This is a genomic window from Deltaproteobacteria bacterium (assembly GCA_016875395.1).
In the GTDB taxonomy this organism is placed as follows: Bacteria; Myxococcota_A; UBA9160; order UBA9160; family UBA6930; genus VGRF01.
This window is the reverse complement of record VGRF01000003.1, coordinates 134,710-157,459: the sequence shown is the minus strand read 5'-3', so window position 1 is coordinate 157,459 and position 22,750 is coordinate 134,710. Positions and strand designations below refer to the sequence as shown.

Here is a 22,750-nt window from a genome sequence, read left to right as displayed (position 1 = left end):
CGAAGGGGACCCATGCCTGCTCTCGTGATCGCCGACGTCGAGATCACCGACCCCACTGGCTTCGAGGAGTACCGCGCGCGCGTACCCGCCACGATTGCGGCGTACGGCGGTCGCTACCTCGTGCGCGGCGGCGCGACCGAGGTGAAGGAGGGCGACTGGTCGCCGCGCCGCCTGATCGTGCTCGAGTTCCCGAGCCTCGCGCGCGCCCGCGCGTGGTACGCGTCGCCAGAGTACACGCCGCTCATCGCCCTGCGCGAGCGAACCGCGCGCACGCGGCTCGTGTTCGCGGAGGGGTACGCGGGCTAGCCGGTCTGGCTGAAGTGCTTCGGAGTCAGGGCGCTCGGCGACGAGGTCCCCTTCGGACGCGCCTCAGGCGAGGCCAGTGAGGCGCTCCGATGTCTCCCACAGCCGGTCCGCGAGCGCCGCGTCGTTCGCGAGCGGGTTCGCCTTCGCGACGGCGCAGTCCGAGAGATATGCGCCGCTCGGTCCAGCGCTCGCGTGCGCGGCGGCATAACAAGTCGTCGCCGCGCCCTGCGGAATCGTCTTGGCGAAGGGGCGCATGAACAGCCCCATCGCGAGCGTGACGAGCGGGCTCATGTGGCGGCCGAGGTTCGTCGGGATCACGCCGGGGTGGAGCGAGTAGGCCGCGCGCTGCGGCCCGAGCCGGCGCGCGAGCGACTTCGCGAACAGCACGTTCGCGAGCTTCGACTGCCCATAAGCGCGCCAGCCGGCGTATCCCCGCACGCCGCTCAGGTTGTCGAACTCGATGCCCGCGCGCGGCGCCTGAAGGTGCGCGGCGCTGCTCACGACGACGACGCGAGAGGCTGGCGCCGCCTCGACTTGCGCGAGCAGCAGGTTCGTCAGCAGAAAGTGGCCGAGGTGATTCGTCGCGAACTGCTTCTCGATCCCGTTCACCTGCTCGAGCTTCGGCAGCGCCATGATGCCCGCGTTCGCGACCAGCAGATCGAGCGGACGCCCGAGCTTCGCGACCTCCGCCGCGCAGGCGCGGATCGAGTCCTGGCTCTCGAGCTCGCACGCGAGCGGGATCGCGCTCGCCCCGAGCGGCGCGCAGGCCTCGCGCGCCTTCTCGGCGGTGCGCGCGGTGCCGATCACCGTGGCGCCGCGCAGCGCCAGCACGCGCAGCGTCTCGGCGCCGATGCCGGAGCTGACGCCCGTCACGAGCGCGAGCTTGCCGCGCAGGTTCGCGCTCGCCGTGACTTCTTCCGCCGTGCTCGACTTTCCGAACTTCCTCACGTGAGCTCCTCTGCGCGTGCATGCTACGCAAGCGCGGTCGCCGACCGAGTAGAGGAGAGAGAAATGGAAATGGACGGGGTGCGAGGCGTTGTCGTGCACGAGGCAGAGTGCCCAGTCGAGGGCTGGGACGACCCGATCCGGGGCAAGGTGCTGTGGCGCACGCTCCTGAGCGGCGACCGCACGCCGACGTCGGGTCTGACGCTCGGCGTCACCGATCTGGGCCCCGGACAGCCGAGCCCGTTCCATCCCCACCGGCACGCGCAGAGCGAGGCTTACTACGTGCTCTCCGGCGAAGGCATCGTGCACATCGCGGGCGAAGAGCACGCGCTGCGCGCGGGCACGAGCGTGTTCATCCCCGGCGGCGAATGGCATGGCGCGCGCAACACGGGCCGCGAGCCGCTGCGACTGCTCTATGTCTTCGCCGCGGACTCGTTCGGCGAAGTGCATTACGTGTTTCCCGAGCCCGACCGTCAAGGGGGACTCGCGTGAGCAAGCGATTCGGCCCGATCGTCCAGCAGGGGTACGTGGTTCCCGACATCGACGCCGCGATGCGCCACTGGCTCGCGCGCGGCGTCGGGCCCTTCTTCCTCGAGCACCTGCGCGGCATGGACGCCGTCGTCGACGGCGCCCGCGTGAAGACGGAGCTCAAAGCCGCCTTCGCGTACTCGGGCGACCAGCAGATCGAAGTCATCCAGCCGCTCGGCACGACGCCCACGATCTACTCCGAGTACCTCGCGGCGCATCCCGAGGGCGGGCTCCAGCACCTCGCGTTCTGGTGCGACGACGTCGCCGCGAAAGTCGCTGCGCTCGAGGCAAGCGGGAGCTTTCGGCTGCGCCAGGCGTACGGGGACGCGCACGCGTACCTCGATTCCACGGAGCAGCCCGGCGTGATGATTCAGCTGATGGCCCGCACCGCGGGCATGGATGGCTTGTTCGCGATCATTCGCACTGCGGCGGAGGGCTGGGACGGAGCGACCGACCCCGTGCGCAAGATCGACTGGTCGAGCAGCGCGCCGGTGATTCGCAGCGCGTGAGCTGCGAGGCGCGATAGCGTCGCCCGCTTCGCGCGGACACGCGCACGAAGGAGACGTGATGACACACGCGAAGCCGTTGGATCTCGGAGCCGCGATGCCCGAGCTGCTCGGCCGCTACCTGAAGTTCTTTCGCCCGGCGCACGAGGAAGGCGCGGTGCCCGCGCGCATCAAGGAGATCGCGCGCCTGAAGATCGCCGCGCTGAACGGCTGCGACACTTGAAGCTTCGCACGGTACGCGTCGGCGGCGCGTCAAGGGCTCGATGAAGCGACGATCGAGCAGATCCACCTGCCCGAAGCCGAGCGCACGCTCGCGCCGCGCGAGGCGCTCGCGGTGCGCTACGCGGAGAAGATGTTCGCGGACTTCCGCACCATCGACGCCGCGTTCATCGCGGAGCTGCGCGGGCACTTCAGCGATGCCGAGATCGCGGAGCTCGGCTTCATGATCGGCCAGTACCACTCGTTCGGGCGCATGCTCGTGATCGCGGGCTCGGACAAGGGCGCCTGCGAGATCTACGTCCCCAACTACTAGGCACGCCGGAGGTGACGCCATGTCCGACTTGGAGAATTACGAGCAAGTCTCGATCTACCGGCTCGATCCCGAGGACCAGGAGAAGCTGCTGCGTGCGTCGCGCGAGTGCGTGTTCAGCTGGTGCACGAAGGACAGCTGGCCGATCGGCGTGATCATGAGTTGTTACTGGAAGAACGGGAAGATGTGGCTCACGGCCGGCGCGCACCGCCACCGCATCGCCGCCATCCAGCGCAACCCGCAGGTCTCGGTGTGCGTGACCAGCACCGGCACCGAGCTCGGGCCCAGCAAGACGATCACGATCAAGGGCCGCTGCCGCGTGCGCGAGGACCGCGAGACGAAGGCGTGGTTCTACCCGGAGTTCGCGTTCCACCTGCGCCGCGAGCAGGCCGCGGCGGACGCGTTCGCGAAGATGCTCGACTCGCCGCTGCGCGTCGTGCTCGAGGTGACGCCCGAGAAGTTCATCACTTACGACGGGATCAAGATGTTCCAGCACACCGCGGGCACGCTCGACCCGAGCCGGCTCGCGACGCCGCTCAGCTCGGATACCGAGCGGCTCGCGGCGGAGCTGAAGCGGCGCGGGCTGCGGGGCTGAGGCGCCTCCCGCGAAGGCCTCGCAGGACTCACGAGGGCTCAATCGTCGCGGCGCGGGGGACGATGTCTCCCGCGGATGTTGGACACGGCGACAGGACCGCGGGCAGGCGCCGAGCGGCAGCCCGGGCGCGCGCTGGTCGATGGCGACTGGGTGCGCCAGCCGCTCTGGATTCTCGCTGCCCACGGCGCGCTGATCTCCGTCGCGCTCCCGTTGATGGGTGGCGCCTTCGGCATCGCGCTCGCGAACGTGCTTCCCTGCGCTTGCTTGCTGCTCGCGATCCGGATCGGCGACCCGAGTCGGCGCGGCTTCCGCCTGGCGATGCACCTCGGCGCGTTCCTCTCGGTCGCGAGCCTCTTCTACTCCGTGATCCTCAGCGGCTACCCGGGCTCGATCATCGTGTACTACGCGCCGTTGCTTCTCCTCAGCACGGCCCACTTCCTCGGCGCGCAGGCCGCGCTGGTCTGGGCGGCGCCTTGCCTCGCCTTGGTGGTCGCAAGCGAGTTCGTACCGACCGCGGTCCGCATCGATCCTGGCCCCGGCCTCGCGATCCTCACGGAGTCGGGTGTGCTGGCGGTCTCGCTCGCGCTCGCCGTCTCGCTGCGCCGCGCCTACGACCGCAAGGCTGCGCAGCTCGAACACCTCGCGACGACCGATCCGCTCACCGGCCTCGCCAATCGCCTCGAGCTCCAGCTCGGCGCGCGCCACGCGCTCGGGCGCGCGCAGCGCTTCGGCCGCCGCGGCGCGCTCGTGTTCCTCGATCTCGACGGCATGAAGAGCGTCAACGACGGGCACGGACACGACGCCGGGGACGAGCTGTTGCGCCTGCTCGCGGGTCGCATCCGCCGGCTCACGCGCGGCGTCGATGTCGCGGCGCGCATCGGCGGCGACGAGTTCGTCGTGCTGCTCAGCGAGTACGACGACCCGAAGGGCGCCGAGATCTTCTCGCGCAAGCTGCTCGAAGCCGCCCAGGCGCCGTTTCCGGTGCGCGGGGCGCTGCTCCAGGTGAGCGCGAGCATCGGCTTCGTCGAGTTCCCGCAGCACGCGAGCTCGGAAGAAGTGATGCTCGTTCGCGCCGACGAGGCGATGTACGCCGCGAAGCGCGCGGGCGGCGCGCGCATCCACCGCGCGAGCGAGAGCGGAACGGTCGAAGTGACCTGACGCGCGGGCGCGATGCCGCGATAGCGTCGCGCGCACGATGACCGCTGCAGCAGCTCCCGCGCACGAAGTTCCGCTCCGCATCAAGCTCGCCTACGGCGCCGGCTCCATCGCGGACGGAGCCAAGAACTCCGTCTTCAACTCGTTCCTGATGCTCTACTACAGCGCGGTGCTCGGCCTACCCGCAGGCTGGGCCGGCGCCGCGATCCTCGTCGCGATGGTCGTCGACGCGGTGACCGACCCGCTGATGGGCTCGATCTCCGACAACTTCCGCTCGCGTTGGGGACGGCGTCACCCCTTCATGTACTTCGCCGCGCTGCCCATGGGCGTGTGCTTCTACCTGTTGATGGCGCCGCCCCAGGGCCTCGGCACCGCGGGCCTGTTCGCGTGGATGGCGGCGTTCTCCGTCGGCGTCCGCCTCTTCCTCACCTTCTACATGGTGCCGAGCAGCGCGCTCGGGCCCGAGATCACCGCGCACTACGACGAGCGCACGAGCCTCGTGTCCTTCCGCTGGATGCTGGGCTGGCTCGGGGCGATCTCGGTGAGCCTGATGGGCTGGCGCGTGTTCCTCGCCGACACGGGCGAAGGCATCACCGGCCGCCTCGACCCTGATAACTACCCCGCGCTCGGGCTCTACTGCGCCGTCCTCGCCGCGTTCGCGATTCTCGCCTCGTCTGCCGGCACGCACTCGCTCATTCCCACGCTGCGCCAGTCCGCGAGCTCCGGCCCGCTCTTCTCACCGCGGCGCTTCGCATCGGAAGTGCGCAATGCGCTCGGGAATCGCTCGTACCGCATGGTGCTCGTGGCCGCGCTGTTCTCGGCGAGCGCGCTCGGCGTCCAGGAAGTGTTCGGCACCTACATGAACACGTATTTCTGGGAGTTCCGCAGCGATCAGCTCGCGCTGATGTCGGGGCTCGCGATCGTGCCCGTGCTCGGGGGCGTGCTCGCCGCGCGCCCGATCAGTGCGCGCTTCGACAAGCGCCGCACCGCCATCGCGCTCGCGACCTTCGCCGTGCTGTTCGGCCCGCTCGCGATCGTGCTGCGGCTGCTCGGCTGGATGCCGGAGAACGGCACGACTGCGCTGCTCGTTGCCGTGATGGCGCACGCCGGCCTGATGGTCTTCGCCGCGATCCAGCTCGGCATTCTCTACTCGTCGATGATCATGGACGTCGTCGACGAGAGCGAGCTCCAGACGGGCCTACGCCAGGAAGGCATCTTCGTGTCGGCGATCGCGTTCATGAACAAGGCCGTCTCGGGCGTCGGCAACTTCCTGGGCGGCGTGTTGCTGCAGGCGATCGGCTTCCCCGAAGGCGCCGCCAACGCGGCCGTCGGCTCGGTGCCCGCAGACGTGATCATGCGCCTCGGCCTGCTCCAGGGCCCCGGCATGATGCTGTTCTTCCTGGTGAGCCTCGTGTTCCTCGCCCGCTTCGAGATCTCGCGCGAGCGGTTTGGGGAGATTCAGCGCGCGCTGGCCGCAAGGCGCCGCGCTCAGGGCGGGCCTCGATAGCGCGCGGCGAGCGCGGGCTCGCCGAGCTTCGTGTACGCCTCCACGAGATCTCCGCGGGCCGACTCGAGCCAGCTCACCGAGGGCTCCTGCTGCTTCGCGAGGATGTCGTGCCCGGCGAGCGTCTCGCGCGCGGCCTCGGCGGTCTTGCCCTGCCGTAACAACGTGCGCCCGAGCTTGATGCGCGCGATTCCGATGTTCAGGTGATCGGCGGGAAGCGTCGCCTCGAAGATCGCGAGGGCCTCGCGGAAGTAGGGTTCGCCCTCGGCGTGACGCTCGGAGCGCATGAACACGCTGCCCACGTTCGAGACTGCGACGCCCACGAGGTAGTGCCCTTCGGGATACGCCTTGCGGTAGATCGCGACCATGGCGCGCGGGCTCCTTGTGCATGGCCGTGAGGCACAGCACGTCGAGATCGCTCCACGCGATGCTCGCGCCGCGCACGCGCCTCACCGCGCTGCGACTCTCCGCGCGAGCGGCGGAGAGCGACGGGCGCTCGGGCTCGCGTTCCGCGACGGCGGAAGCGACCTCGGCGGGCGTCATGCCTGTGAGATCGAACGGTGTGTGCTCGGTGAGCAGCTCGTAGAGGACCACGCCCAGCGAGTAGACATCGATGTGAATGCCGACGCGCTCGCCGGGAATCTGTTCGGGCGCGGCATAGGCGGGCGTCATCAGGCGCAGGCCCGTGCGCGTCTGATCTGCCGGCTCCGCGAGGCTCTCGAGGTGCTTCGCGATCCCGAAGTCGAGCAGCTTCACCGCGCCGGCGTGCGTCACGAGAATGTTCGAGGGCTTGATGTCGCGGTGAATCACCGCGTGAGCGTGAGCGTGCTGGACGGCGGCGCAGACCGCGGCGAACAGCTCGAGGCGGCCGTCCAGCGTGGTACCGCGCGCGCGGCAGTACTCGGTGATCGGGACGCCGTCTACGAACTCGAGCGCGAACCACGGCGTGCCGTCGGCGAGCGTGTCGGCGTCGTGCAGCTGCGCGATGGCGGGATGCACGAGCTGCGCGAGCGTTCGCTGCTCGGCGAGGAAGCGCTCGCGCCGCGCGGGAGAGAGCCACGCGTCCCGCAACACCTTGATCGCTGCGACGCTGCCTAGGTCGGCGCGCTCGCCCAGGTAGACGACTCCCATGCCGCCTTCGCCGAGCACTCGCGTCACGCGGTAGGGCCCGAACGCGACGGTCGGGAGCGGCGCATCCAGCAGTGAGCCCGCGACGCGCGCGAGGGGCGCGTCGACGAGCGCGGCGTCGGCGTCCGCGCGCAGCATCGCGAGCACTTCGCGAGCGAGTGCGAGATCGCCGCCCGCGTGCGAGTCGACCCACGCGTCGCGCTCCGCGGCGGGCAGCTCGGACGCCGCGAGAAAGAGTCGCTGCGCACGCTCCCAGCGCTGCGCGTCCATCACGCGTCGCCGCGCAGCGTCGCCGCGAGCCACGCGCGTGCCGCGCGCCAATCCCGCAGCAGCGTCGCCTCGGAGACGCCGAGGGCTTGCGCAGTCTCCGCCGCGCCGAGCCCGCCGAAGAAGCGCAGCTCGATCATCTCCGCTTGACGCGGACTCACGCTCGCGAGCTCGGCCAGCGCAGCGTCGAGTGCGAGCAGATCGCCCGCGCTCGCTGCCACCGACTCTGCCTCGGCGTCGAGCGTCACGAACGCGACGTCGCCGCCGCGCTTCTCGGCGTGCCGCCTGCGCGCCGACTCGACCAGCACCTGCCGCATCGCCCGTGCCGCGATTCGCTTGAAGTGCAGCGCACTCTCCACACCGCGCGGCGGCGCGCCCGCGAGCTTCAGCCACGCCTCGTTCACGAGCCCGGTGGCGCTGAGCGTGGCGTTGGCGTCCCCGCCGCGGACGCTGGCCGCGAGCCGCCGCAGCTCGGCGTAGGTGAGGTCGAACAGCGCGTTCACGTCGGCGTCCGGCATTTCGCCCAGCTTCTCACGCGGGCGCAAAAAAATCCGCCAGCCGATGACGGATTCGCGGGGGCCTTCGCGCAATGCGCAATGAAGGCCGAGAACCCGCGCCACGCCGGCGCAGAGCGGCCGGGAGGCAAACATGGAAATCGAACGGAGCCCACTGCTGCGGCTCGACAAGCAGTCGGCGATCGGATTCCTGAAGTCGATCGGAACGCGCGACCCCGATGTGCTGCACACGCAGCGCATGAAGCTCGTGACCGCAGCGAAATTCCCGAAGCTCGCCGGCACGTACGTGATGGTGATGGGCGCTCTCTGCACCGTGCTGATCCTGCTCGCACCGATCGGAATCCCGCTGCTGATTTTCGGCTGGTGGATGCGCCGCCGGGGCGTGCGCAACCTGGAAGTCGTCGAAGAGGCGTGGGCCGAGCACGCCGGAGCAGCCGCGTGAGCGCGCGGGCCCGAGGCATGTGGCACTCGCGCAGTGGTTGGAGAGGTGTCGCCATGGCCTCGATCGCGCTCGCGGTCTCGGCGTGCGCCGAGCTGCAGCAGGTCGCGAACGAGCTCAGCGCGCTGCAACCGCGCGCCGCCCTGCTGGTCGCGAATGGCGGGTTCGAGCAGCCCGTCGTCCCGCTGGGCCGCTACCAACTCTTCGCGCAGGGCCAGGCGTTCCCGGGCTGGGACGTGATCGGTGCTCGCGGAAACGTTGCGCCGATCAGCGGCCAATATGCGAACGGCGCCACGACCTTCAACGCGCGCAGCGGCGCGCAGTGTCTCGACCTAACAGGTCTGAGCAGGACGGCGACCGGCGTGCAGCAAACGGTTCGCACGCAGCCGGGCGCTCGCTACGAGCTGAGCTTCGCGGTCGGCAACGTCGTCGCCCGCGGCTTCGGGAAGACGAGCGCGATCGAGCTGTTCGTCGACGGCAAGCCGGCCGACGTGTTCCGCAACAGCGGCAACGTCCCCGGCGCGCAGCACTGGCTACCCGTGCGTGTTCCGATCACTGCAGCGAGTGCGGCGACGACGATCGCGTTCGTGAATCGCGACACCGACAACAGCTGTGGTCTCGACGACGTGTCGCTCGTGCCCGCCGCAGGGCCCGCGGCGCGCACGCCAAACCTGAGCGGCGAGTACGCATACCTCCGCCAAGGCAGCTGCAGTCTCACTCAAACCGGCGTGAGCGTGCGGATGCTGTGCACCTGGCCGCCCGCCGGAGCGGGGCCGCACTACGAAATTCGCGGCGTGCTCGCGAACGACACGATCACTGGCGAGTGGTACTCGCTCTACGCGAAGCAGGGCTGGTACCGCTACGTCGGCCGCGTGCTCGCCGACGGCAGCATCGAGCAGTCCCAGAGCGAAGACCCGATTCGCTCGAACATCCGCAGCGCGGTGTTGACGCGCCGCCCCTGACGAGCGCGGCGGCGTGCGCTGCGCGAGAGGAGATCTCCATGCACAAGAAGCTCTACGCGTTGGTGTTGATCGCGGGCTGCGCGCTCGCGGGCTGCGGCTCGGACGATGACGAGCTCGGCCTGCCGGACCCGAGCTCGGGGCGCGGCAACGCTCCCGAAGAGGTGATGAGCGCCGAGGAGGTCGCGGAGGAGAAGCGCGGCGACGTCGATTGCCCCGCGGACATCGACACGCCCGAGCGCGCGGACGGGGCGCCCGTCGACGACGTGGTGGGCGTGCGGCCGGGGCTCACGCTCGACGATGCGAAGAACATCGTGCTGTGCACGCACGATCTGCTCGTCGCGGAAGAGGGCTCGCGGCAGTTCAACATGCAGACGTACGGCCAGACGATTCGCCAAGGCTTCACGGCGAAGTTCGCCGAGCGCGAGAAGACCGCGGACGAGGTGCGCAAAGAGTTCAGCGAGGGCTGGATGGACCGCGCTGGCAACGCCGTCGTGCAGGACATGTTCCCCGGCCAAGCGAAGTGGTACGTCGCGTCGATGGGCATGCCGGGCGATGAGCGCGTCATCGCCGTCGCGCGCGAGGAGTGGTTCGCGGAAGGCAAGAACCCGACCGCGGCGTCGGTCGCGGACGCGCTCGTCAAGAAGTACGGGCCTCCGTCGCGCAACCAAGAGAGCCAGAATGGGCAACGCCGGCTCGACTGGATCTACGACCCGCGCGGGAGAGCGGTCGGCGAGACTTCCCCGCTCTTCTCGAGCTGCATGGGCATCTCGAGCCCCGACGGCGGAACGAGCTTCTCGCCCGACTGCGGCCTCGTCGTCCAGGCGATGGTGATGACGCTCGACAGCAACCGTCAGCTCGCGCAGTCGATGCAAGTCGGCGTGATCGACCAAGCGACGGGTTATCAGGCGATCGTGTCGACCGAGGAGGCGCTGCAAGCGGGTGAGAACGCGCGCAAGGCGCGCGAGGTCGAGGAAGCCGCGGAGAACGCCGATGCGCCGCAGCTCTAGCGCTCGCATCGCGCTCGCGAGCGCGCTCGCACTCGCGGCGGCGTGCGGAGGCGAGGGGGAGCGCGATGCCTCGCCGGCAGCGGGGAGTGAGGCAGTCGCGCCGGATGCTCCGCAGTCGGCGTCGCCAACCCCTGACAATCCCGCGGCGCGATCAGAGCGCGAGGCGCCGGCGCCTCGACCGGGAATCGGCGGCCGCACTCGCGAGCTCGTGAACCCCGAGGCGCTCGCGATCGTGCTGCTGCGCTACGAGCTCACCGGCACCGAGCCGCCGATCACGCGCTGGGTGGAGGAGGACTTTCGCGTCATCTCCGCACGCGCCGTCGACAAGCCCGCGCAGCGCGACCTGATTCGGAGCGAGCTCGAGGCCGCGCGCAACGCGGTTCGCGACGTCGGCGCACTGCGCCTCACGCTCGCCGCGCAGCTCAGCGAGTACGACCCGAGCTACGGCGAATTCACCGTGCGCGCGCTCGCGCCGAGTCAGTTCGTGTACTTCGACGCGATGCGCGAGAAGGCGGAGCTGCGTTTCGCGAACGGACTCGAAGCGCAGGTGTGGCGCGTGCCCGCGGAGGAGGCGCAGCTGATTCGAGACAAGCTCGGCACGTTCGGCGGCGCTTCGCTCGACGTGCTGCTGCGCATCACGGACGTCCAGGCTGGCGGCGCGATCGTGACCGAGGTGGTCGAGTACGAGCTGCGCACCCAGCACTCGGGCGAGCGGCTCGGGAGCGTGAGAGTCGGGGGGTGAGCCGAAGGCCCTACGCGTCGAGCACGTCCGCCGCGATCAGCTCCTCGAGGTACGGCACGTCCCACCACGAGAGCTGCAGCTCCTTCGCGCGGCGGAAGAAGAGCTGCGTGTCGTACTCGATCGTGAAGGCGACGCCGCCCCAGATCTGTGCGCAGGTGCGCGTCACGTCCTGATAGGTGTTGGTGGCGAACAGCTTCGCCATCGGCGCGAAGCGCGAGACGCTGCGGCCCTGCGCGCGATTCCACGCCGCCTCGTGCACGAGCACGCGGCCGCCGTCTATGCGCGTCGAGGCGTCGGCCATGTAGTGCGCGAGCGCCTGGAACGCGCCGAGCGGCTTGTCGAATTGCTTGCGCACCTTCGCGTACTCGACCGTGTCCTCGAGGCACACTGCGGCGCCGCCGATCGCGTAGGCCGCGAGCGGGATCAGGCCGTCGTCGCGCAGCACGCGGCTGAACGTGTCCCAGCCCGAGCCCGCGGCGCCGATGCGCGCGCTGTTCGGAACGCGCGCGTTCGCGAAGTCGATGCGGAAGTGCGGCTCGCCCGAAGCCGACTGGTAGTGCGTGAGCTTGATGCCGGGGTTGTTGGGGTCGACCAGCAGCAAGTCGATGCCCGCGTTCGTGCGCGCGAGCACGAGCAGGCGGTCCGCGACGCCCGCCCACTGCACGTGGCGCTTCGTGCCGTTCAGCACGAAGTCCGCGCCGTCCGCCTTTGCCGCGAGCTGCACGCCCTTCGGGCCGTAGCCGCGCTCGGGCTCGAGCCACGCGACGCTGAGGATCGCGTCGCCGCGCGCGATGCGCGGGAGCCACTCGCTCTTCTGCGCATCGCTGCCGGCCGCGAGGAGAATCCCGGCGCTGAGGACGCTGCTCACGAAGTGCGGGGTCGGCGCGATGGCGCGGCCGAGCTCTTCGTACACGAGCGCGGCTTCGAGCATCGTCTGCGCGCCGCCGCCGTACGCCTCGGGCAAGAGCAAACCCGTCAGGCCCGCCTCCGCCATCTGCTTCCACAGCGCATCGGGCAATCCCTTCGGATCGTTCTCGACCTTGCGCACGACGGCACGCGGGCAGTGCTCCTTGAGCAGCCCGCGCGTCATCTCCTGAATCAGCCGCTGTTCGTCGTTCAGCTCGAGTTCCACGCTCTGTCTCCGATTCGTTCGCGCCGAGGAGGCGCAACCAGGCGCGGCGGATCAGCTGCGACGCGAAGCGTCCCCAGCCGCATCCGCGATGCGCCCTAAAAGTTCTTGGGCAAGCCGAGATGGCGGCGCGCGATGATGTTCTTCTGGATCTCGCTGCCGCCGCCGCCCACCGTCTCGTTCATCGTCGCGCGATAGGCGCCCTCGAAGCGGCCGCGCAGCGGCGCCTCGTCTTGGCCCTCGCGGATCGTGCCGGCGACGCTCATCAGGTCGAGCGCCTCGTCGCACACGCGCTGCGAGAGCGTCGTCGTGAACAGCTTGTACTGCGACGACTCGACCGTGGGCGGCTTGCCGCCTTCCTTCGCCGCGCACACGAAGCGCGTGCTGAGCGCCTTCGCGACGGCGGTGTCGGTCACGATGTTCGCGATCGTGCGCCGCACGTCGCGGTTGTTACGGACCGGTTCGTCGTCGAGCTGCGCCGTGCGCGCCCAGTCGACGAGCACCTTCGTGCGGCCCGCGATCGGCGAGAGCGTGAACATCGTGAAGCGCTCGAGGTCGAGGGCCTCGCTGATCATCTGGAAGCCCTGGCCGCGCTTGCCCACGAGGTAGTCGTCGGGCACGAACACGTCCTTGAAGAACACCTGGTTGGTCGTGTCCTTGCCGACCGTCGGCAGGCTCTGCACTTCGAGCCCCGGGTGCTTCATCGGAATCAGGAACAAGCTGATGCCGTCGTGCTTCGGCTTGTCAGGGTCCGTGCGCGCGCCGACCCAGTACCAGTCGGCGAAGTGCGCCGACGTCGTCCACATCTTCTGCCCGTTCAGCTTCCAGCCGCCTTCGACCTTCTCGGCCTTGAGCTGCATGTTCGCGGCGTCGCTGCCCGCGTTCGGCTCGCTGTAGCCGACCGCGAACTCGATCTCCGCGGCGAGCACCTTCGGCAGGAACTCGCGCTTCAGCTTCTCGCTGCCGTGGCGGATCAGCGTCTTGCCGATGATGCCGACGCCCTTGCCGATCTGCGGCGCCGCATGCCGCGCGAGCGCTTCGTTGAGGATGTACTCGTAGAAGCCTGGGATCTCCTGGCCGCCGTACTCCTTCGGCCACGACATCCCGAGCCAGCCCTTGGCGGCGAGCTTCTTCATGAACGCGCGGCGCTCGGGCGTGTCCGCGAGCTGCGTGAAGTTCTCGCGCGTCGGGTCCATCACGACCGGGTCGTGGTTCGCGACCAGCCAGTGCTCGACCTCGTCCGCGAACTTCTGCTCTTCGGGCGTGAAATCGAAGTCCATCGCGGCCTCCTCGGAAGCGGGCCGGAAGATCCCGGCCCGACGCGAAGTCAACGTAATACGAGACGGGCCGTATCGCATTAGCCCTGCGGGGCATGGGGGGGCCATAGAGATAGGGGGGTCGGCGGGCGGGAATCGAGGAGATCGCGTCTGACGCTGGATTGGCGATGTGTCCGCTCGCGTCCGCTTCCGGCCGGTCGCGTTCGCCGCGCGGTGATATGACTCGCGCGCATGGCAGACGCCCTCGGCATCGCGCGCTTTCCGACTGCACTCGGCGTGATGGGGCTCGCGTGGAGCGAAGCCGGCCTCGTGGCGACCTGGCTGCCCGAGCCGCGCGGCGAGGACACGCTGCGGCGCATGCGCCGGCGCTTTCCACGCACGCCCGAGCTCGCGCCGCCGCTCGCCGTCGCGCGCGCGATCGAGGCCATCACGGCGCTGCTGCGCGGCGAGCGCCGCGACCTGCGCGAGATCGCGCTCGATCTGCGCGAGGTGAGCGCACTGCATCGCCGCATCTACGAAGTCGCGCGCACGATTCCGCCGGGCAAGACGCTCGCGTATGGCGAGATCGCCGAGCGGCTCGGCGACAGGGCTCTCGCGCGCGAAGTCGGTGCGGCGATGGCGCGCAACCGCTTCGCGGTCGTGGTTCCGTGTCACCGCGTGCTCGGCGCGGACGGCAAGCTCGGCGGCTTCAGCGCGCCGGGTGGCCTCGAGACGAAGCTGCGCCTGCTCTCGATCGAGGGCGTGCAGATGCCGGGCACGCTGCCACTGTTCGCGAGCGCGCCCGATCGCGAATAGCCCCGCTACTTCGGTGGGCTCAAGGTGATGCCCACGAGCGGGCTGAAGTGGTGCATCTCGACGCTGCGTCGCGCGATCTTCCACACGCCGCCGCGCCGCTCGAAGCGGTCGCGATACGTGGCCGCGATGGTTTGCGCCTGGCCGTCCGAAGTGGTGCCGATGCAGTCGATGTCGCAGATGCCGTCCGCGCGGTCTGCGCCGTCGAACGCGACGCGCAGGTTCGTCGTGAAGTGCGTCGACTTCAGCCACGCGGGCCAGAGCACGTCGTAGATCGCCTCGTGAATGCCGGCATGGCCCTCGAAGCGCCCGAAGGGCGGGCCGATGTCCCACACGCAGTCGTCCCACCAGATCGCGCGGAAGCGCTCGAAGTCGCGCTTGTCGAAACCGAGGCAGTAGTCCGCCACCAGGTCCTGAAGCTCGAATCGGCTCGACAGGTGGTCGAGCTGCCGTTCGAGCGCGGCAATTTTCAACGCGGTGTCCACCAGCGTCTCCTTCGTGGCTGACGATGATGCCTCGGCGCTCGCACTCGGCGCAGCGGGTGTAACGTGCCCGCTTCGCACAGGAGCGCACTTGTTATGGTCATGCTGACGCGCGAGAGCGGGCGCCAGATCTACTTCGAGCACTACGCGGGGCGCGGGCCCACCGTCGTGCTTTCGCATGGCTGGGGCATGGGCTGCCGCGCGTGGGACGACACGATCGCACGGCTCACGGACCGCGGGCACGCGGTCGTCGCCTACGACCACCGCGGCTGCGGGCGCAGCGACAAGGACTTCGCGGACGTGTCGATCGACGCGCTCGGCAGCGACGTCGTCGCGCTGTGCACGCACCTCGGGCTCGCTGCCGTCGTGCTGAACGGCTGGTCGCTCGGCGGCGCGGTCGTGGTCGACGCCGCCGCGAAGCTCGGCGCGAAGCTGCGCGGCCTCGTGCTCACGGTGGGCGCGACGCCCCGTTACACGCAGGCCGAGGGCTTTCCGCACGGCGGGCGCGCGGAGGATGTCGCGGGCACCGTGGCTGCGCTCCGCGCGGGGCGCATCGCGTTCCTGAAGGGCCTCTACTTCGGCGGCGTGTTCGCGGTGGACGTGGGCGAAGACGTGAAGCAGCGCTGCTGGCAGATCGCGCTCGAAGCGAGCCCCGGCGCCGACGCCTCGCTCGGCGCGCTGGCGCAGCTCGACCAGCGCGCGCTGCTTCCGAAGATCACGGCGCCCGCGCTGGTGGTGGTGGGCGCGCGCGACGGCGTCGTGTCGCCCGACATCGGGCGCGCGGCGGCAAAGGCGCTGCCGAACGGGCGGCTGTGCGAGCTCGACTGCGGCCACGCGCCGTTCCTCGAGCTGCCGGACGCGTATCACGCCGCGCTGTTCGAGCTGTTAGGGAGAGCGCAATGACGCGCCGAGTGAACTTCGGCCTCTGGTACGACTTCCGGAACCCGCCGCCGAGCACGCGCAGCTTCGAATCGCTGTATCGCGCGAGCCTCGAGCAGATCGCGTGGGCCGAGCAGCTCGGCTTCGACTCGGTGTGGCTCACCGAGCACCACTTCGTCGACGACGGCTACACGCCGTCGCCGCTCGTGATCGCCGCCGCGATCGGCGAGCGCACGAAGCGCATGCGCATCGCCACGAACCTGATGCTGCTGCCGCTCGCCGATCCGGTGCGCATCGCCGAAGACTCGGCGGCGCTCTCGATTCTGACGGACGGCCGCTTCGATCTCGGCGTCGGACTCGGCTATCGCCAGCTCGAGTTCGACTACTTCGGCCGCAAGCTCGCGCACCGGCCGAGCCTGATGGAAGAGGGCGTCGCGATCCTGCGGCAAGCGTGGTCGGGCGAGCCGATCCGCGTGAATGGGAAGCGCTTCCGGATCGACGGCCTGCGCGTCGCGCCGCGCCCTAACAAGCCGCCGCGCCTCTTCATGGGCGGCATGGCCGAGCCCGCGATCGCGCGCGCGGCGCGCATCGGCGACGGCTTCCTCTCCACCGGCGGCATCGGGCACGACGTGTACGTGAAGGCGCTCGCCGCGCAGGGCAAGCCGCGCAGCGCGGGCGCGATCTGCGCGGGGCACTGGGGAATCATCGCTGCAGACCCGGAGGCCGAGGCCGCGAAGCTCGCGGGGCCGGTGCTCTATCAGACGAACCAGTACATCGCGTGGGGCGCGTTCGGGCCGCCGGATCAGGTGCCGCCGTTCAAGGACGCGCCCACCGCGATCCGCGACGGCCTCTATCAGCTGTGGGACGCGGAGCAGGCGGTCGCCGGTCTCGTTGCGATGCTGCGCGAGTACCCCGAGATCATCGACGTGCACTTCTGGGCGCAATTCCCAGGCGAGCCGATCGAGAGCGGCAGCGCGCGCATGGAGTACGTCGCGAGGCAGGTCCTGCCACGCGTGCGCAGCGCGCTCGCATGAACGTCAGGATTCGCCTTCGCGTGGGTTAAACTCGTTCAACGCATAGTCCACACCCTAACCCCATCCGGGAATGAGCGAGGTGAACGAATGCGCACCATGAACGCGGTGACCGACTTGCGACGGCTCGCCTTCGGGCTCGGCATTTCGTTGGCGGCGACGATCGCCACGGCACAGGAGCCCGCGACCCCGCCGCCCGCGGCCGGTCCAGCGGCAGCACCCGCGCAGGCGCAGGACGACTCGATGCTCGAAGAGATCATCGTGACCGCCCGCAAGCGCGAAGAGAATCTCCAGGACCTTGGGTCCGCGGTCAGCGCGATTGGGCGCGAGGAGTTGGCGCGGCGATCCGACATCGACCTCCAGAACCTCGCGAACACGGCGCCGAACCTGATCGTCGACGACATCCAGCAAGGGCCCGGGAGCCCCGCGGCGATCTCGATCCGCGGCGTCGGCACGACCGACGTCGAGAAGAACTTCGATCCCACCGTGGGCGTGGTGGTCGACGGCGTGTTCATCGGCGTGAACTCGGGCGCGATGCTGCGGGCGCTCGACCTGCAGAGCGTCGAAGTGCTGCGCGGTCCGCAGGGCACGCTGTTCGGGCGCAACTCGATCGGCGGCGTCATCAACATCACGCGCGGAAAACCCAGCCTCGAGGAGTGGGGCGGCGAAGTGCGCGCAGGCTACGGCAACCACTCGGATCGCCAGCTCGACGGCTATTTCGAAGTTCCGCTCGGCGACAAGCTCGCCGTGAAGCTCGGCGGCGCACTGCGCCGCACCGACGGCTGGTTCGACAACCTCACGCTCGACCGTGAAGTCGGCGACGTGAAGTACGGCTCCGTCAGCCCGAGCATCCTGTTCCGCCCGACTGAGAACCTCGAGATCTACTACCGCTACGACCGCACCTGGCAGGATCAAGACGCGAACACCGTGCAGAACCTCGCGCAGCCTGGGCAGGTCTGGTGCTTCTTCTACTCGGAGTGCGCCGCGGGCCTGCGCACTCCGCAGTCCGGAAACCGCTACGACGTTCTCCAGAACGGCGACGATCCGTACCAGTCGTTCTTCAACACGGATCTGCACATCGCGAACGTGAGCTGGGACATCAACGAGGACTTCTCGCTCGAGTACGTGTTCGGCGAGTTCCGCACCGAAGAGGAAGTGTTCCAGGACTGGGACGGCACCGCGCGCACGCTCTACCACACGGATCGCCCCGCGGAGTGGAACCAGCAGAGCCACGAGCTGCGCCTCAACTACGGCGGCGAGCGCCTCAACGTCACGGGCGGCGTGTACGTCTGGAACTCGGACTACCGCATCGATCTGACGAGCTACATCGGCTTCGGTGATTTCTTGTTCGGTCTGCCGCCGGGCACCGTGCTCACGGTCGACCAGACGGTGGAGCAGGACACCAAGTCGTGGGCCCTCTTCTTCGAGGGCGACTACCAGATCACGGACTCGCTCTCCGCCACGCTCGGCCTGCGTTACACGAACGACGAGAAGAGCAGTGGCCTGATCGACGTGCTGATGCCGCAGCTCGCGACCAAGGGCAGCCTCGACAATCCGTTCGAGGAGTCTTGGGACGAGTTCACGCCCAAGGTGGGCCTTCGCTACCAGCTGAACGACGACCTGATGTTCTACTTCCTCTACTCGCGCGGCTTCCGCGCGGGCGGCTTCAACGGCCGTCCCGGCACCTATGCCGCTGCCTCGATCCCGTACGACCCCGAGACCGTCGACAACTTCGAGCTGGGCTGGAAGAGCGAGTGGTTCGACTCGCGCCTGCGCATGAACGGCTCCGTCTTCTACATGAAGTACGACGACAAGCAGGAGGAGCAGAGCGTTCCGACCGGTGGCGGCACCGGCCAGCAGACGCTGGTCGTGAACGCCGCGAAGGCGCGCGTGTATGGCTTCGAGCTCGACCTCGCCGCTTACATCACCGAGCAGCTCTCGATCGCAGCCAACCTCGGCATTCTCGAGGCGGAGTACGAGAAGCTGATCGACCCGGTCACGCTCACCGATCTCTCGGACCTCGAGCTGCGCCGCGCGCCGCCGGTGACGTTCACGCTGTCGCCGACCTACACGCTCGAGGCGCTCGGCGGCACGTTCACGGCGCAGATGGATTGGCGCTACATCGGCGATCAGGAGCTCACGTTCCTCAACTCGCCGCAGAGCCACAATCCGTCGCACCACGTGCTCGACGCGTCGCTCAGCTACCGCTGGAACGACACCACGTTCAGCGTGTGGGGGCTCAACTTGAACGACGACCACTCGTGGTCGCAGGCGTACGACGTCGGGACCAGCGTCACGTTCGCCGGCTTGTGGACGTACGCGACCACGCGCCCGCCTCGTGCATACGGCATCCGCATCGTGCAAGCGTTCTAGTCACCGCCGCGGCGCCTCGGAGAGCCACTAGGAGAATCGCGATGAACGTCGGCCTGCTCATGGTCTTCCAGAACTTTCGCGACACGATCTCGGACCGCGAGGCCTGGGAGCGCGACATCCGCCTCGCCTGCATGGCGGAGCCGCTCGGCTTCGACACGCTCGGCGCCGTCGAGCATCACTTCTTCAACTACGCGATGAGCCCGGACAACACGCAGTTCCTCGCGTACATGGCGGCGAAGACCGAGCGCATCAAGCTGCTCACGGGCGCGGTGATCCTGCCCTGGCACGCGCGCCCGCTGCGCGTGGTGGAGCGCATGATCGCGCTCGATCACCTCTGCAAGGGCCGCGCGATCTACGGCATCGGACGCGGCCTCGCCAAGCGCGAGTACGACATCTTCGGCGTCGACATGAACGAGGCGCGCGATCGCTTCGACGAGGCGGCGGAGATCACGATCCGCGGGCTCGAGACCGGCATCGTCGAGGCCGACGGGAAGTACTTCAAGCAGCGCCGCGTCGAGGTGCGCCCGCGGCCGTACGCGAGCTGGAAGGGACGCTTCGCCGCGGTGGGCATGTCTTCGGATTCGGTGCCGATCGTCGCGCGACTCGGCGCGCAGATGATGAGCTTCGCGCAGAAGCCGTGGGCCGAGATGGCGCCACACTTCCAGCGCTACCGAACGCTCTTCGCCGAGCACCACAACAAGCCGGCGCCGCCGCCCGTGTGTGTCGACTTCCTCGCCTGCGACGAGAGCGCCGAGCTCGCCGAGAAGCTCGCTCGCAAGCACATGGCCAACTACTACCTCACGGTCATGGAGCACTACGACATGGCCGGCACGCACTTCAAGGACATGAAGGGGTACGGCGACTACGCGAACAACGCCGAGGGCCTGCGCAACACCGGGCTCGAAGCCGCCGCGCAAGGCTTCGCCGAGATCAACACGTTCGGCACGCCGCAGCAGATCCTCGACAAGATGGACGCGCGCCGGAAGGTGCTCGGCGACTTCGATCTCACGATCCAGGTCAGCTACGGCGGCCTCACCGGCGAGCAGGCGGAGAAGAGCATGCGCCTGTTCGCGACCAAGGTGCTGCCCGAGCTGCACTCCTGGCGGCCTCGCTGATCGAGTTGTTATCGATCGCGGCCTTTTTCGTTTCGCACTTCACCGTGGGACCACGATGAAGATTCGTTCGCTCGCCGCGCGCCCGTCGCGCGCACTGGCTCTCGCGACCGCGCTCGCCGCGCAGCCGCTCTTGGCGCAGGCGCCCGCCGCACCTGGCGACGAGGAAGGCCTCGAGACCATCACGGTGATCGCGACGCGTCGCGACGCCACCGACGTGCAGACCACGCCCGTCGCCGTCACCGCGATCAACGACGCAACGGTCGGTGAGCTCGTCACGAACGACCTCGGCGACATCGCGAGCCTCGTGCCGAACTTCTCCACCGGTAAGCCCGCCGGCTTCAACGCCGCGGCCTTCGCGATGCGCGGCGTCGGTCAGACCTCGATCATCGTCTACGCCGACGCGCACGTCGGCGTGGCGGTCGATGACTTCGTGATCCCGCACATCCAGACGCAGGCGCTCGACCTCTTCGACATCGAGCAGATCGAAGTGCTGCGCGGCCCGCAGGGCACGCTGTTCGGCAAGAACACGACGGGCGGCATGGTGAACGTGCGCACGAAGCGCCCCGTGCTCGGCGAGTGGGGCTTCGAGTTCCAGCAACGCATCGCGAGCTTCGGCCGCTTCGAGGAGCGCTTCGCCGCAAACATCCCGCTCGGCGAGATGTTCGCGCTGCGGGCGTCCGGCGCGTTCATCGACTCCGACGGGTTCTACGAGCTGGGCGCCGAGTACGGCCCCGTCACTTCGTTCGATCCACTGCACCCCGCGAACGGCACGACCGGACAGGGCAACGGCAAGGACGCCGGTGGTGACGACGTGTTCACGGGCCGCGTGAAGCTGCTCTTCGAGCCCAGCGAGAATTTCCGAGGCGTGTTCACCTACGAGCTGCTCGACGACTCGAGCGACTCGCCGCCCGTCGCGAACGGCACGAAGCCGGGCTCGGGCTTCCTCTGGAACGCGTTCGGCCTCACGCGCGACTCGGGCAACCCGATCAAGCACGCCGCGACGACCGATCGCGATGGCCTCTTGCTCAACATGTCGAAGGGTCACCGCGTCGACGTGAACGGCTACTACCTGAACCTCGACTGGGACATCGGCGAGTATCAGCTCCATTCGGTCACGGGCTACCGCAAGCAGGATTCCCGGCTGCCCTCGACGTACACCGGCGAAGTCGGCCCGAACTCGCTGTTCGACGCCACGCGCGACGACGACCGCAAGACGTTCCAGCAAGAGCTCCGCCTGAACGGAGGCTTCGAGAACCTGCTCGGCCTGCGCGGCGACTTCGTCGGCGGCTTCTTCTATCAGAACGACGAGACCGAGTTCTGCGTGCTGCAGGTGCTCGGCTTCCTCGACTTGTTAGGCCTCGGCTCCGCGTTCTTCGGAGACCCGACCTTCTTCGACAACAATCCTCAGATCCTCTGCAACAAGCAGAAGGCGGAGAACTGGGCGCTGTTCTTCGACACCACGTTCAACCTCACGGACCAGCTCTCCTTGTCCGGCGGCTTTCGCTGGACCAACGAGCGCAAGCGCTGGGCGGGCCGGAACCAGGTGTTCGTGTTCCTGCTCGACGGGAATCCGACCCTGTCCGATCTCGGTACTCCGCTCGCCGCGGCGGACTTCGACCGCTTCCCGACCGGCGTCGTTCGCGACCGCGAGCAGTGGGGCGAGCCGACCGGGCGTGTGACGCTCGCTTACGACTTCGAGAACGGCATCTACACGTACTTCACGTACGCGCATGGCTTCAAGAGCGGCGCTTACAACGACCAGACCGGCACGACGGGCGTGGCGATCACGCCGTTGGCGGCAGCGCCGACCGATCCAGAGAAGGCGGACTCCTTCGAGGTAGGCGTGAAGCTCGATCTGCTCGACAACCGTTTGCGCATCAACGCCGCTGGCTTCTACGTGAAGTACAGCGACGCGCAGCGCGACCTCGTCGCGGACTTCGGCACGTTCCAGGAGACGCGCTTCTTCAACGCCGCCGAGGTGACCGCAGGCGGCATCGAGCTCGAATGGAACGCGATGCTCACCGATTGGCTCGACCTGCGCGGCAACTTCGGCTGGATCGAGAGCGACTACAAGAAGTTCGAGGCGGACACGGACTTCGACGGCGACGTCGACATCGATCTCTCGGATCGCGACGTGAACCGCTCGGTGCCGCTGCAGGCCGCGGGCGACATCATCGTTCACCACGCACTCGGCTCGGGCGAGATGCGCTACAGCGTCGGCGTCGACTGGGAAGACGAGGCGCCGTTCGTCTACAACGCGAACCAGTTCCGCCCGGATCTCGACGGCATCACGGATCGCCGCACGCTGCTCAACGCGAGCATCTCCTTCACCGACGCGGAGGACCGCTACTTCGCGCGCGTGTACGGACGCAACCTCACGGACGAGATCTATCGCGTGGGCGAGCTGCCCGTGGGCGCGCTCTGGACGATGTCCTACTACGGCGAGCCGCGCGCGTTCGGCATCGAGCTCGGCGTGAAGTTCCGCGCCGACGATTGATGCGTCGCGTGCACTGAACGCACGGGCCGTGAGCGCACTCCGCTCAC

Annotated in this window: 24 protein-coding genes and 1 pseudogene; 18 read left to right on the top strand and 7 right to left on the bottom strand. The window is 68.8% G+C overall.

Features of this window, described 5'->3' with window-relative positions; all coding sequences use genetic code 11:
* The first annotated feature begins 12 nt into the window (after nucleotides 1-12).
* A complete protein-coding gene (locus FJ091_04155; GenBank protein ID MBM4382544.1) occupies nucleotides 13-306 on the top strand; it encodes a DUF1330 domain-containing protein in 294 nt (97 codons plus the stop codon).
* 63 nt (nucleotides 307-369) lie between these two features.
* Here the strand turns inward: FJ091_04155 and FJ091_04150 are convergent, their stop codons facing one another.
* Nucleotides 370-1,254, bottom strand: coding sequence for an SDR family NAD(P)-dependent oxidoreductase (locus tag FJ091_04150; protein MBM4382543.1), 885 nt, complete (start codon nucleotides 1,252-1,254; stop codon nucleotides 370-372).
* Between the two features lie 69 nt (nucleotides 1,255-1,323).
* Between FJ091_04150 and FJ091_04145 the strand changes: the two genes are divergently transcribed.
* From FJ091_04145 to FJ091_04115, 7 genes are all read left to right on the top strand, one after another.
* Entirely contained in the window at nucleotides 1,324-1,743 is a 420-nt protein-coding gene (locus tag FJ091_04145) for a cupin domain-containing protein (GenBank protein ID MBM4382542.1), read from the top strand.
* Nucleotides 1,740-2,288, top strand: a complete 549-nt coding sequence (locus FJ091_04140; protein MBM4382541.1) for a VOC family protein — start codon at nucleotides 1,740-1,742, stop codon at nucleotides 2,286-2,288. The genes FJ091_04145 and FJ091_04140 overlap by 4 nt, the downstream gene beginning before the upstream one ends.
* A gap of 58 nt (nucleotides 2,289-2,346) precedes the next feature.
* Nucleotides 2,347-2,508: a hypothetical protein gene (locus FJ091_04135; GenBank protein ID MBM4382540.1), complete on the top strand. Its 162-nt coding sequence runs from the start codon at nucleotides 2,347-2,349 to the stop codon at nucleotides 2,506-2,508.
* Between the two features lie 111 nt (nucleotides 2,509-2,619).
* Nucleotides 2,620-2,817: a hypothetical protein gene (locus tag FJ091_04130; GenBank protein MBM4382539.1), complete on the top strand. Its 198-nt coding sequence runs from the start codon at nucleotides 2,620-2,622 to the stop codon at nucleotides 2,815-2,817.
* Between the two features lie 19 nt (nucleotides 2,818-2,836).
* Nucleotides 2,837-3,409, top strand: a complete 573-nt coding sequence (locus tag FJ091_04125) for a pyridoxamine 5'-phosphate oxidase family protein (protein MBM4382538.1) — start codon at nucleotides 2,837-2,839, stop codon at nucleotides 3,407-3,409.
* A 75-nt stretch (nucleotides 3,410-3,484) separates the two neighbouring features.
* Complete coding sequence (locus tag FJ091_04120; protein ID MBM4382537.1) at nucleotides 3,485-4,567, top strand: GGDEF domain-containing protein; 1,083 nt, start codon at nucleotides 3,485-3,487, stop codon at nucleotides 4,565-4,567.
* Nucleotides 4,568-4,604: 37 nt separating this feature from the next.
* Nucleotides 4,605-6,071 carry an MFS transporter gene (locus FJ091_04115; GenBank protein MBM4382536.1) on the top strand — a complete coding sequence of 489 codons (1,467 nt, stop codon included), beginning with the start codon at nucleotides 4,605-4,607 and terminating at the stop codon, nucleotides 6,069-6,071.
* Here FJ091_04115 and FJ091_04110 read toward each other — a convergent pair.
* From FJ091_04110 to FJ091_04100, 3 genes and pseudogenes are all read right to left on the bottom strand, one after another.
* On the bottom strand, nucleotides 6,053-6,436 hold the full coding sequence (locus FJ091_04110; protein ID MBM4382535.1) for a tetratricopeptide repeat protein: 384 nt from the start codon (nucleotides 6,434-6,436) through the stop codon (nucleotides 6,053-6,055). The genes FJ091_04115 and FJ091_04110 overlap by 19 nt on opposite strands.
* A gap of 133 nt (nucleotides 6,437-6,569) precedes the next feature.
* A pseudogene (locus FJ091_04105) lies at nucleotides 6,570-7,466 on the bottom strand (serine/threonine protein kinase).
* Entirely contained in the window at nucleotides 7,466-7,981 is a 516-nt protein-coding gene (locus FJ091_04100) for an RNA polymerase subunit sigma-24 (GenBank protein ID MBM4382534.1), read from the bottom strand. The pseudogene FJ091_04105 and the gene FJ091_04100 overlap by 1 nt, the downstream one beginning before the upstream one ends.
* Nucleotides 7,982-8,111: 130 nt before the next feature.
* On the opposite strand from FJ091_04100, the gene FJ091_04095 reads away from it, so the two are divergent.
* The 4 genes from FJ091_04095 (at nucleotide 8,112) to FJ091_04080 (ending at nucleotide 11,128) form a co-directional block, all read left to right on the top strand.
* Nucleotides 8,112-8,420, top strand: coding sequence for a hypothetical protein (locus FJ091_04095; protein ID MBM4382533.1), 309 nt, complete (start codon nucleotides 8,112-8,114; stop codon nucleotides 8,418-8,420).
* Nucleotides 8,421-8,473: 53 nt separating this feature from the next.
* A complete protein-coding gene (locus FJ091_04090; GenBank protein ID MBM4382532.1) occupies nucleotides 8,474-9,379 on the top strand; it encodes a DUF642 domain-containing protein in 906 nt (301 codons plus the stop codon).
* A 38-nt stretch (nucleotides 9,380-9,417) separates the two neighbouring features.
* Nucleotides 9,418-10,386, top strand: coding sequence for a hypothetical protein (locus FJ091_04085; protein ID MBM4382531.1), 969 nt, complete (start codon nucleotides 9,418-9,420; stop codon nucleotides 10,384-10,386).
* A 208-nt stretch (nucleotides 10,387-10,594) separates the two neighbouring features.
* Nucleotides 10,595-11,128 (top strand): hypothetical protein, encoded by a 534-nt coding sequence (locus FJ091_04080; GenBank protein MBM4382530.1) that lies wholly within the window; start codon nucleotides 10,595-10,597, stop codon nucleotides 11,126-11,128.
* Between the two features lie 10 nt (nucleotides 11,129-11,138).
* On the opposite strand, the gene FJ091_04075 is transcribed toward FJ091_04080, so the two are convergent.
* Nucleotides 11,139-12,260 carry an acyl-CoA/acyl-ACP dehydrogenase gene (locus tag FJ091_04075; GenBank protein ID MBM4382529.1) on the bottom strand — a complete coding sequence of 374 codons (1,122 nt, stop codon included), beginning with the start codon at nucleotides 12,258-12,260 and terminating at the stop codon, nucleotides 11,139-11,141.
* A 95-nt stretch (nucleotides 12,261-12,355) separates the two neighbouring features.
* A complete protein-coding gene (locus FJ091_04070; GenBank protein MBM4382528.1) occupies nucleotides 12,356-13,537 on the bottom strand; it encodes an acyl-CoA dehydrogenase family protein in 1,182 nt (393 codons plus the stop codon).
* Between the two features lie 228 nt (nucleotides 13,538-13,765).
* Between FJ091_04070 and FJ091_04065 the strand changes: the two genes are divergently transcribed.
* Nucleotides 13,766-14,329, top strand: a complete 564-nt coding sequence (locus FJ091_04065; GenBank protein ID MBM4382527.1) for a methylated-DNA--[protein]-cysteine S-methyltransferase — start codon at nucleotides 13,766-13,768, stop codon at nucleotides 14,327-14,329.
* 5 nt (nucleotides 14,330-14,334) lie between these two features.
* Here FJ091_04065 and FJ091_04060 read toward each other — a convergent pair whose 3' ends face one another.
* Nucleotides 14,335-14,988 (bottom strand): nuclear transport factor 2 family protein, encoded by a 654-nt coding sequence (locus FJ091_04060; GenBank protein MBM4382526.1) that lies wholly within the window; start codon nucleotides 14,986-14,988, stop codon nucleotides 14,335-14,337.
* Here FJ091_04060 and FJ091_04055 point away from each other — a divergent pair.
* The 5 genes from FJ091_04055 to FJ091_04035 all read left to right on the top strand — a co-directional run bounded on the left by FJ091_04055 (nucleotide 14,905) and on the right by FJ091_04035 (nucleotide 22,703).
* Nucleotides 14,905-15,711 (top strand): alpha/beta hydrolase, encoded by an 807-nt coding sequence (locus tag FJ091_04055; protein ID MBM4382525.1) that lies wholly within the window; start codon nucleotides 14,905-14,907, stop codon nucleotides 15,709-15,711. The two genes, FJ091_04060 and FJ091_04055, sit on opposite strands and share 84 nt — an antisense overlap.
* Complete coding sequence (locus FJ091_04050; protein MBM4382524.1) at nucleotides 15,708-16,721, top strand: LLM class flavin-dependent oxidoreductase; 1,014 nt, start codon at nucleotides 15,708-15,710, stop codon at nucleotides 16,719-16,721. Before FJ091_04055 ends, FJ091_04050 begins: the two co-directional genes overlap by 4 nt.
* A gap of 87 nt (nucleotides 16,722-16,808) precedes the next feature.
* The gene (locus FJ091_04045; GenBank protein ID MBM4382523.1) at nucleotides 16,809-19,091 is read left to right on the top strand and encodes a TonB-dependent receptor; all 2,283 of its coding nucleotides are present in this window, start codon (nucleotides 16,809-16,811) and stop codon (nucleotides 19,089-19,091) included.
* A 41-nt stretch (nucleotides 19,092-19,132) separates the two neighbouring features.
* Entirely contained in the window at nucleotides 19,133-20,206 is a 1,074-nt protein-coding gene (locus tag FJ091_04040; protein ID MBM4382522.1) for an LLM class flavin-dependent oxidoreductase, read from the top strand.
* Between the two features lie 55 nt (nucleotides 20,207-20,261).
* The gene (locus FJ091_04035) at nucleotides 20,262-22,703 is read left to right on the top strand and encodes a TonB-dependent receptor (protein ID MBM4382521.1); all 2,442 of its coding nucleotides are present in this window, start codon (nucleotides 20,262-20,264) and stop codon (nucleotides 22,701-22,703) included.
* Nucleotides 22,704-22,750 lie beyond the last annotated feature (47 nt).

Bases quoted from the DNA above. Each gene is read 5' to 3' on its own strand.
- FJ091_04125 (MBM4382538.1), top strand. From the start codon at position 2,837: ATGTCCGACTTGGAGAATTACGAGCAAGTCTCGATCTACCGGCTCGAT.
- FJ091_04090 (MBM4382532.1), top strand. From the start codon at position 8,474: ATGGCCTCGATCGCGCTCGCGGTCTCGGCGTGCGCCGAGCTGCAGCAG.
- FJ091_04135 (MBM4382540.1), top strand. From the start codon at position 2,347: ATGACACACGCGAAGCCGTTGGATCTCGGAGCCGCGATGCCCGAGCTG.
- FJ091_04120 (MBM4382537.1), top strand. From the start codon at position 3,485: ATGTTGGACACGGCGACAGGACCGCGGGCAGGCGCCGAGCGGCAGCCC.
- FJ091_04095 (MBM4382533.1), top strand. From the start codon at position 8,112: ATGGAAATCGAACGGAGCCCACTGCTGCGGCTCGACAAGCAGTCGGCG.
- FJ091_04060 (MBM4382526.1), bottom strand. From the start codon at position 14,988: ATGCGAAAGCACGACGGTGGGCCCGCGCCCCGCGTAGTGCTCGAAGTA.
- FJ091_04065 (MBM4382527.1), top strand. From the start codon at position 13,766: ATGGCAGACGCCCTCGGCATCGCGCGCTTTCCGACTGCACTCGGCGTG.
- FJ091_04085 (MBM4382531.1), top strand. From the start codon at position 9,418: ATGCACAAGAAGCTCTACGCGTTGGTGTTGATCGCGGGCTGCGCGCTC.
- FJ091_04110 (MBM4382535.1), bottom strand. From the start codon at position 6,436: ATGGTCGCGATCTACCGCAAGGCGTATCCCGAAGGGCACTACCTCGTG.
- FJ091_04045 (MBM4382523.1), top strand. From the start codon at position 16,809: ATGCGCACCATGAACGCGGTGACCGACTTGCGACGGCTCGCCTTCGGG.
- FJ091_04100 (MBM4382534.1), bottom strand. From the start codon at position 7,981: ATGCCGGACGCCGACGTGAACGCGCTGTTCGACCTCACCTACGCCGAG.
- FJ091_04040 (MBM4382522.1), top strand. From the start codon at position 19,133: ATGAACGTCGGCCTGCTCATGGTCTTCCAGAACTTTCGCGACACGATC.
- FJ091_04155 (MBM4382544.1), top strand. From the start codon at position 13: ATGCCTGCTCTCGTGATCGCCGACGTCGAGATCACCGACCCCACTGGC.
- FJ091_04115 (MBM4382536.1), top strand. From the start codon at position 4,605: ATGACCGCTGCAGCAGCTCCCGCGCACGAAGTTCCGCTCCGCATCAAG.
- FJ091_04145 (MBM4382542.1), top strand. From the start codon at position 1,324: ATGGACGGGGTGCGAGGCGTTGTCGTGCACGAGGCAGAGTGCCCAGTC.
- FJ091_04035 (MBM4382521.1), top strand. From the start codon at position 20,262: ATGAAGATTCGTTCGCTCGCCGCGCGCCCGTCGCGCGCACTGGCTCTC.
- FJ091_04070 (MBM4382528.1), bottom strand. From the start codon at position 13,537: ATGGACTTCGATTTCACGCCCGAAGAGCAGAAGTTCGCGGACGAGGTC.
- FJ091_04055 (MBM4382525.1), top strand. From the start codon at position 14,905: ATGGTCATGCTGACGCGCGAGAGCGGGCGCCAGATCTACTTCGAGCAC.
- FJ091_04050 (MBM4382524.1), top strand. From the start codon at position 15,708: ATGACGCGCCGAGTGAACTTCGGCCTCTGGTACGACTTCCGGAACCCG.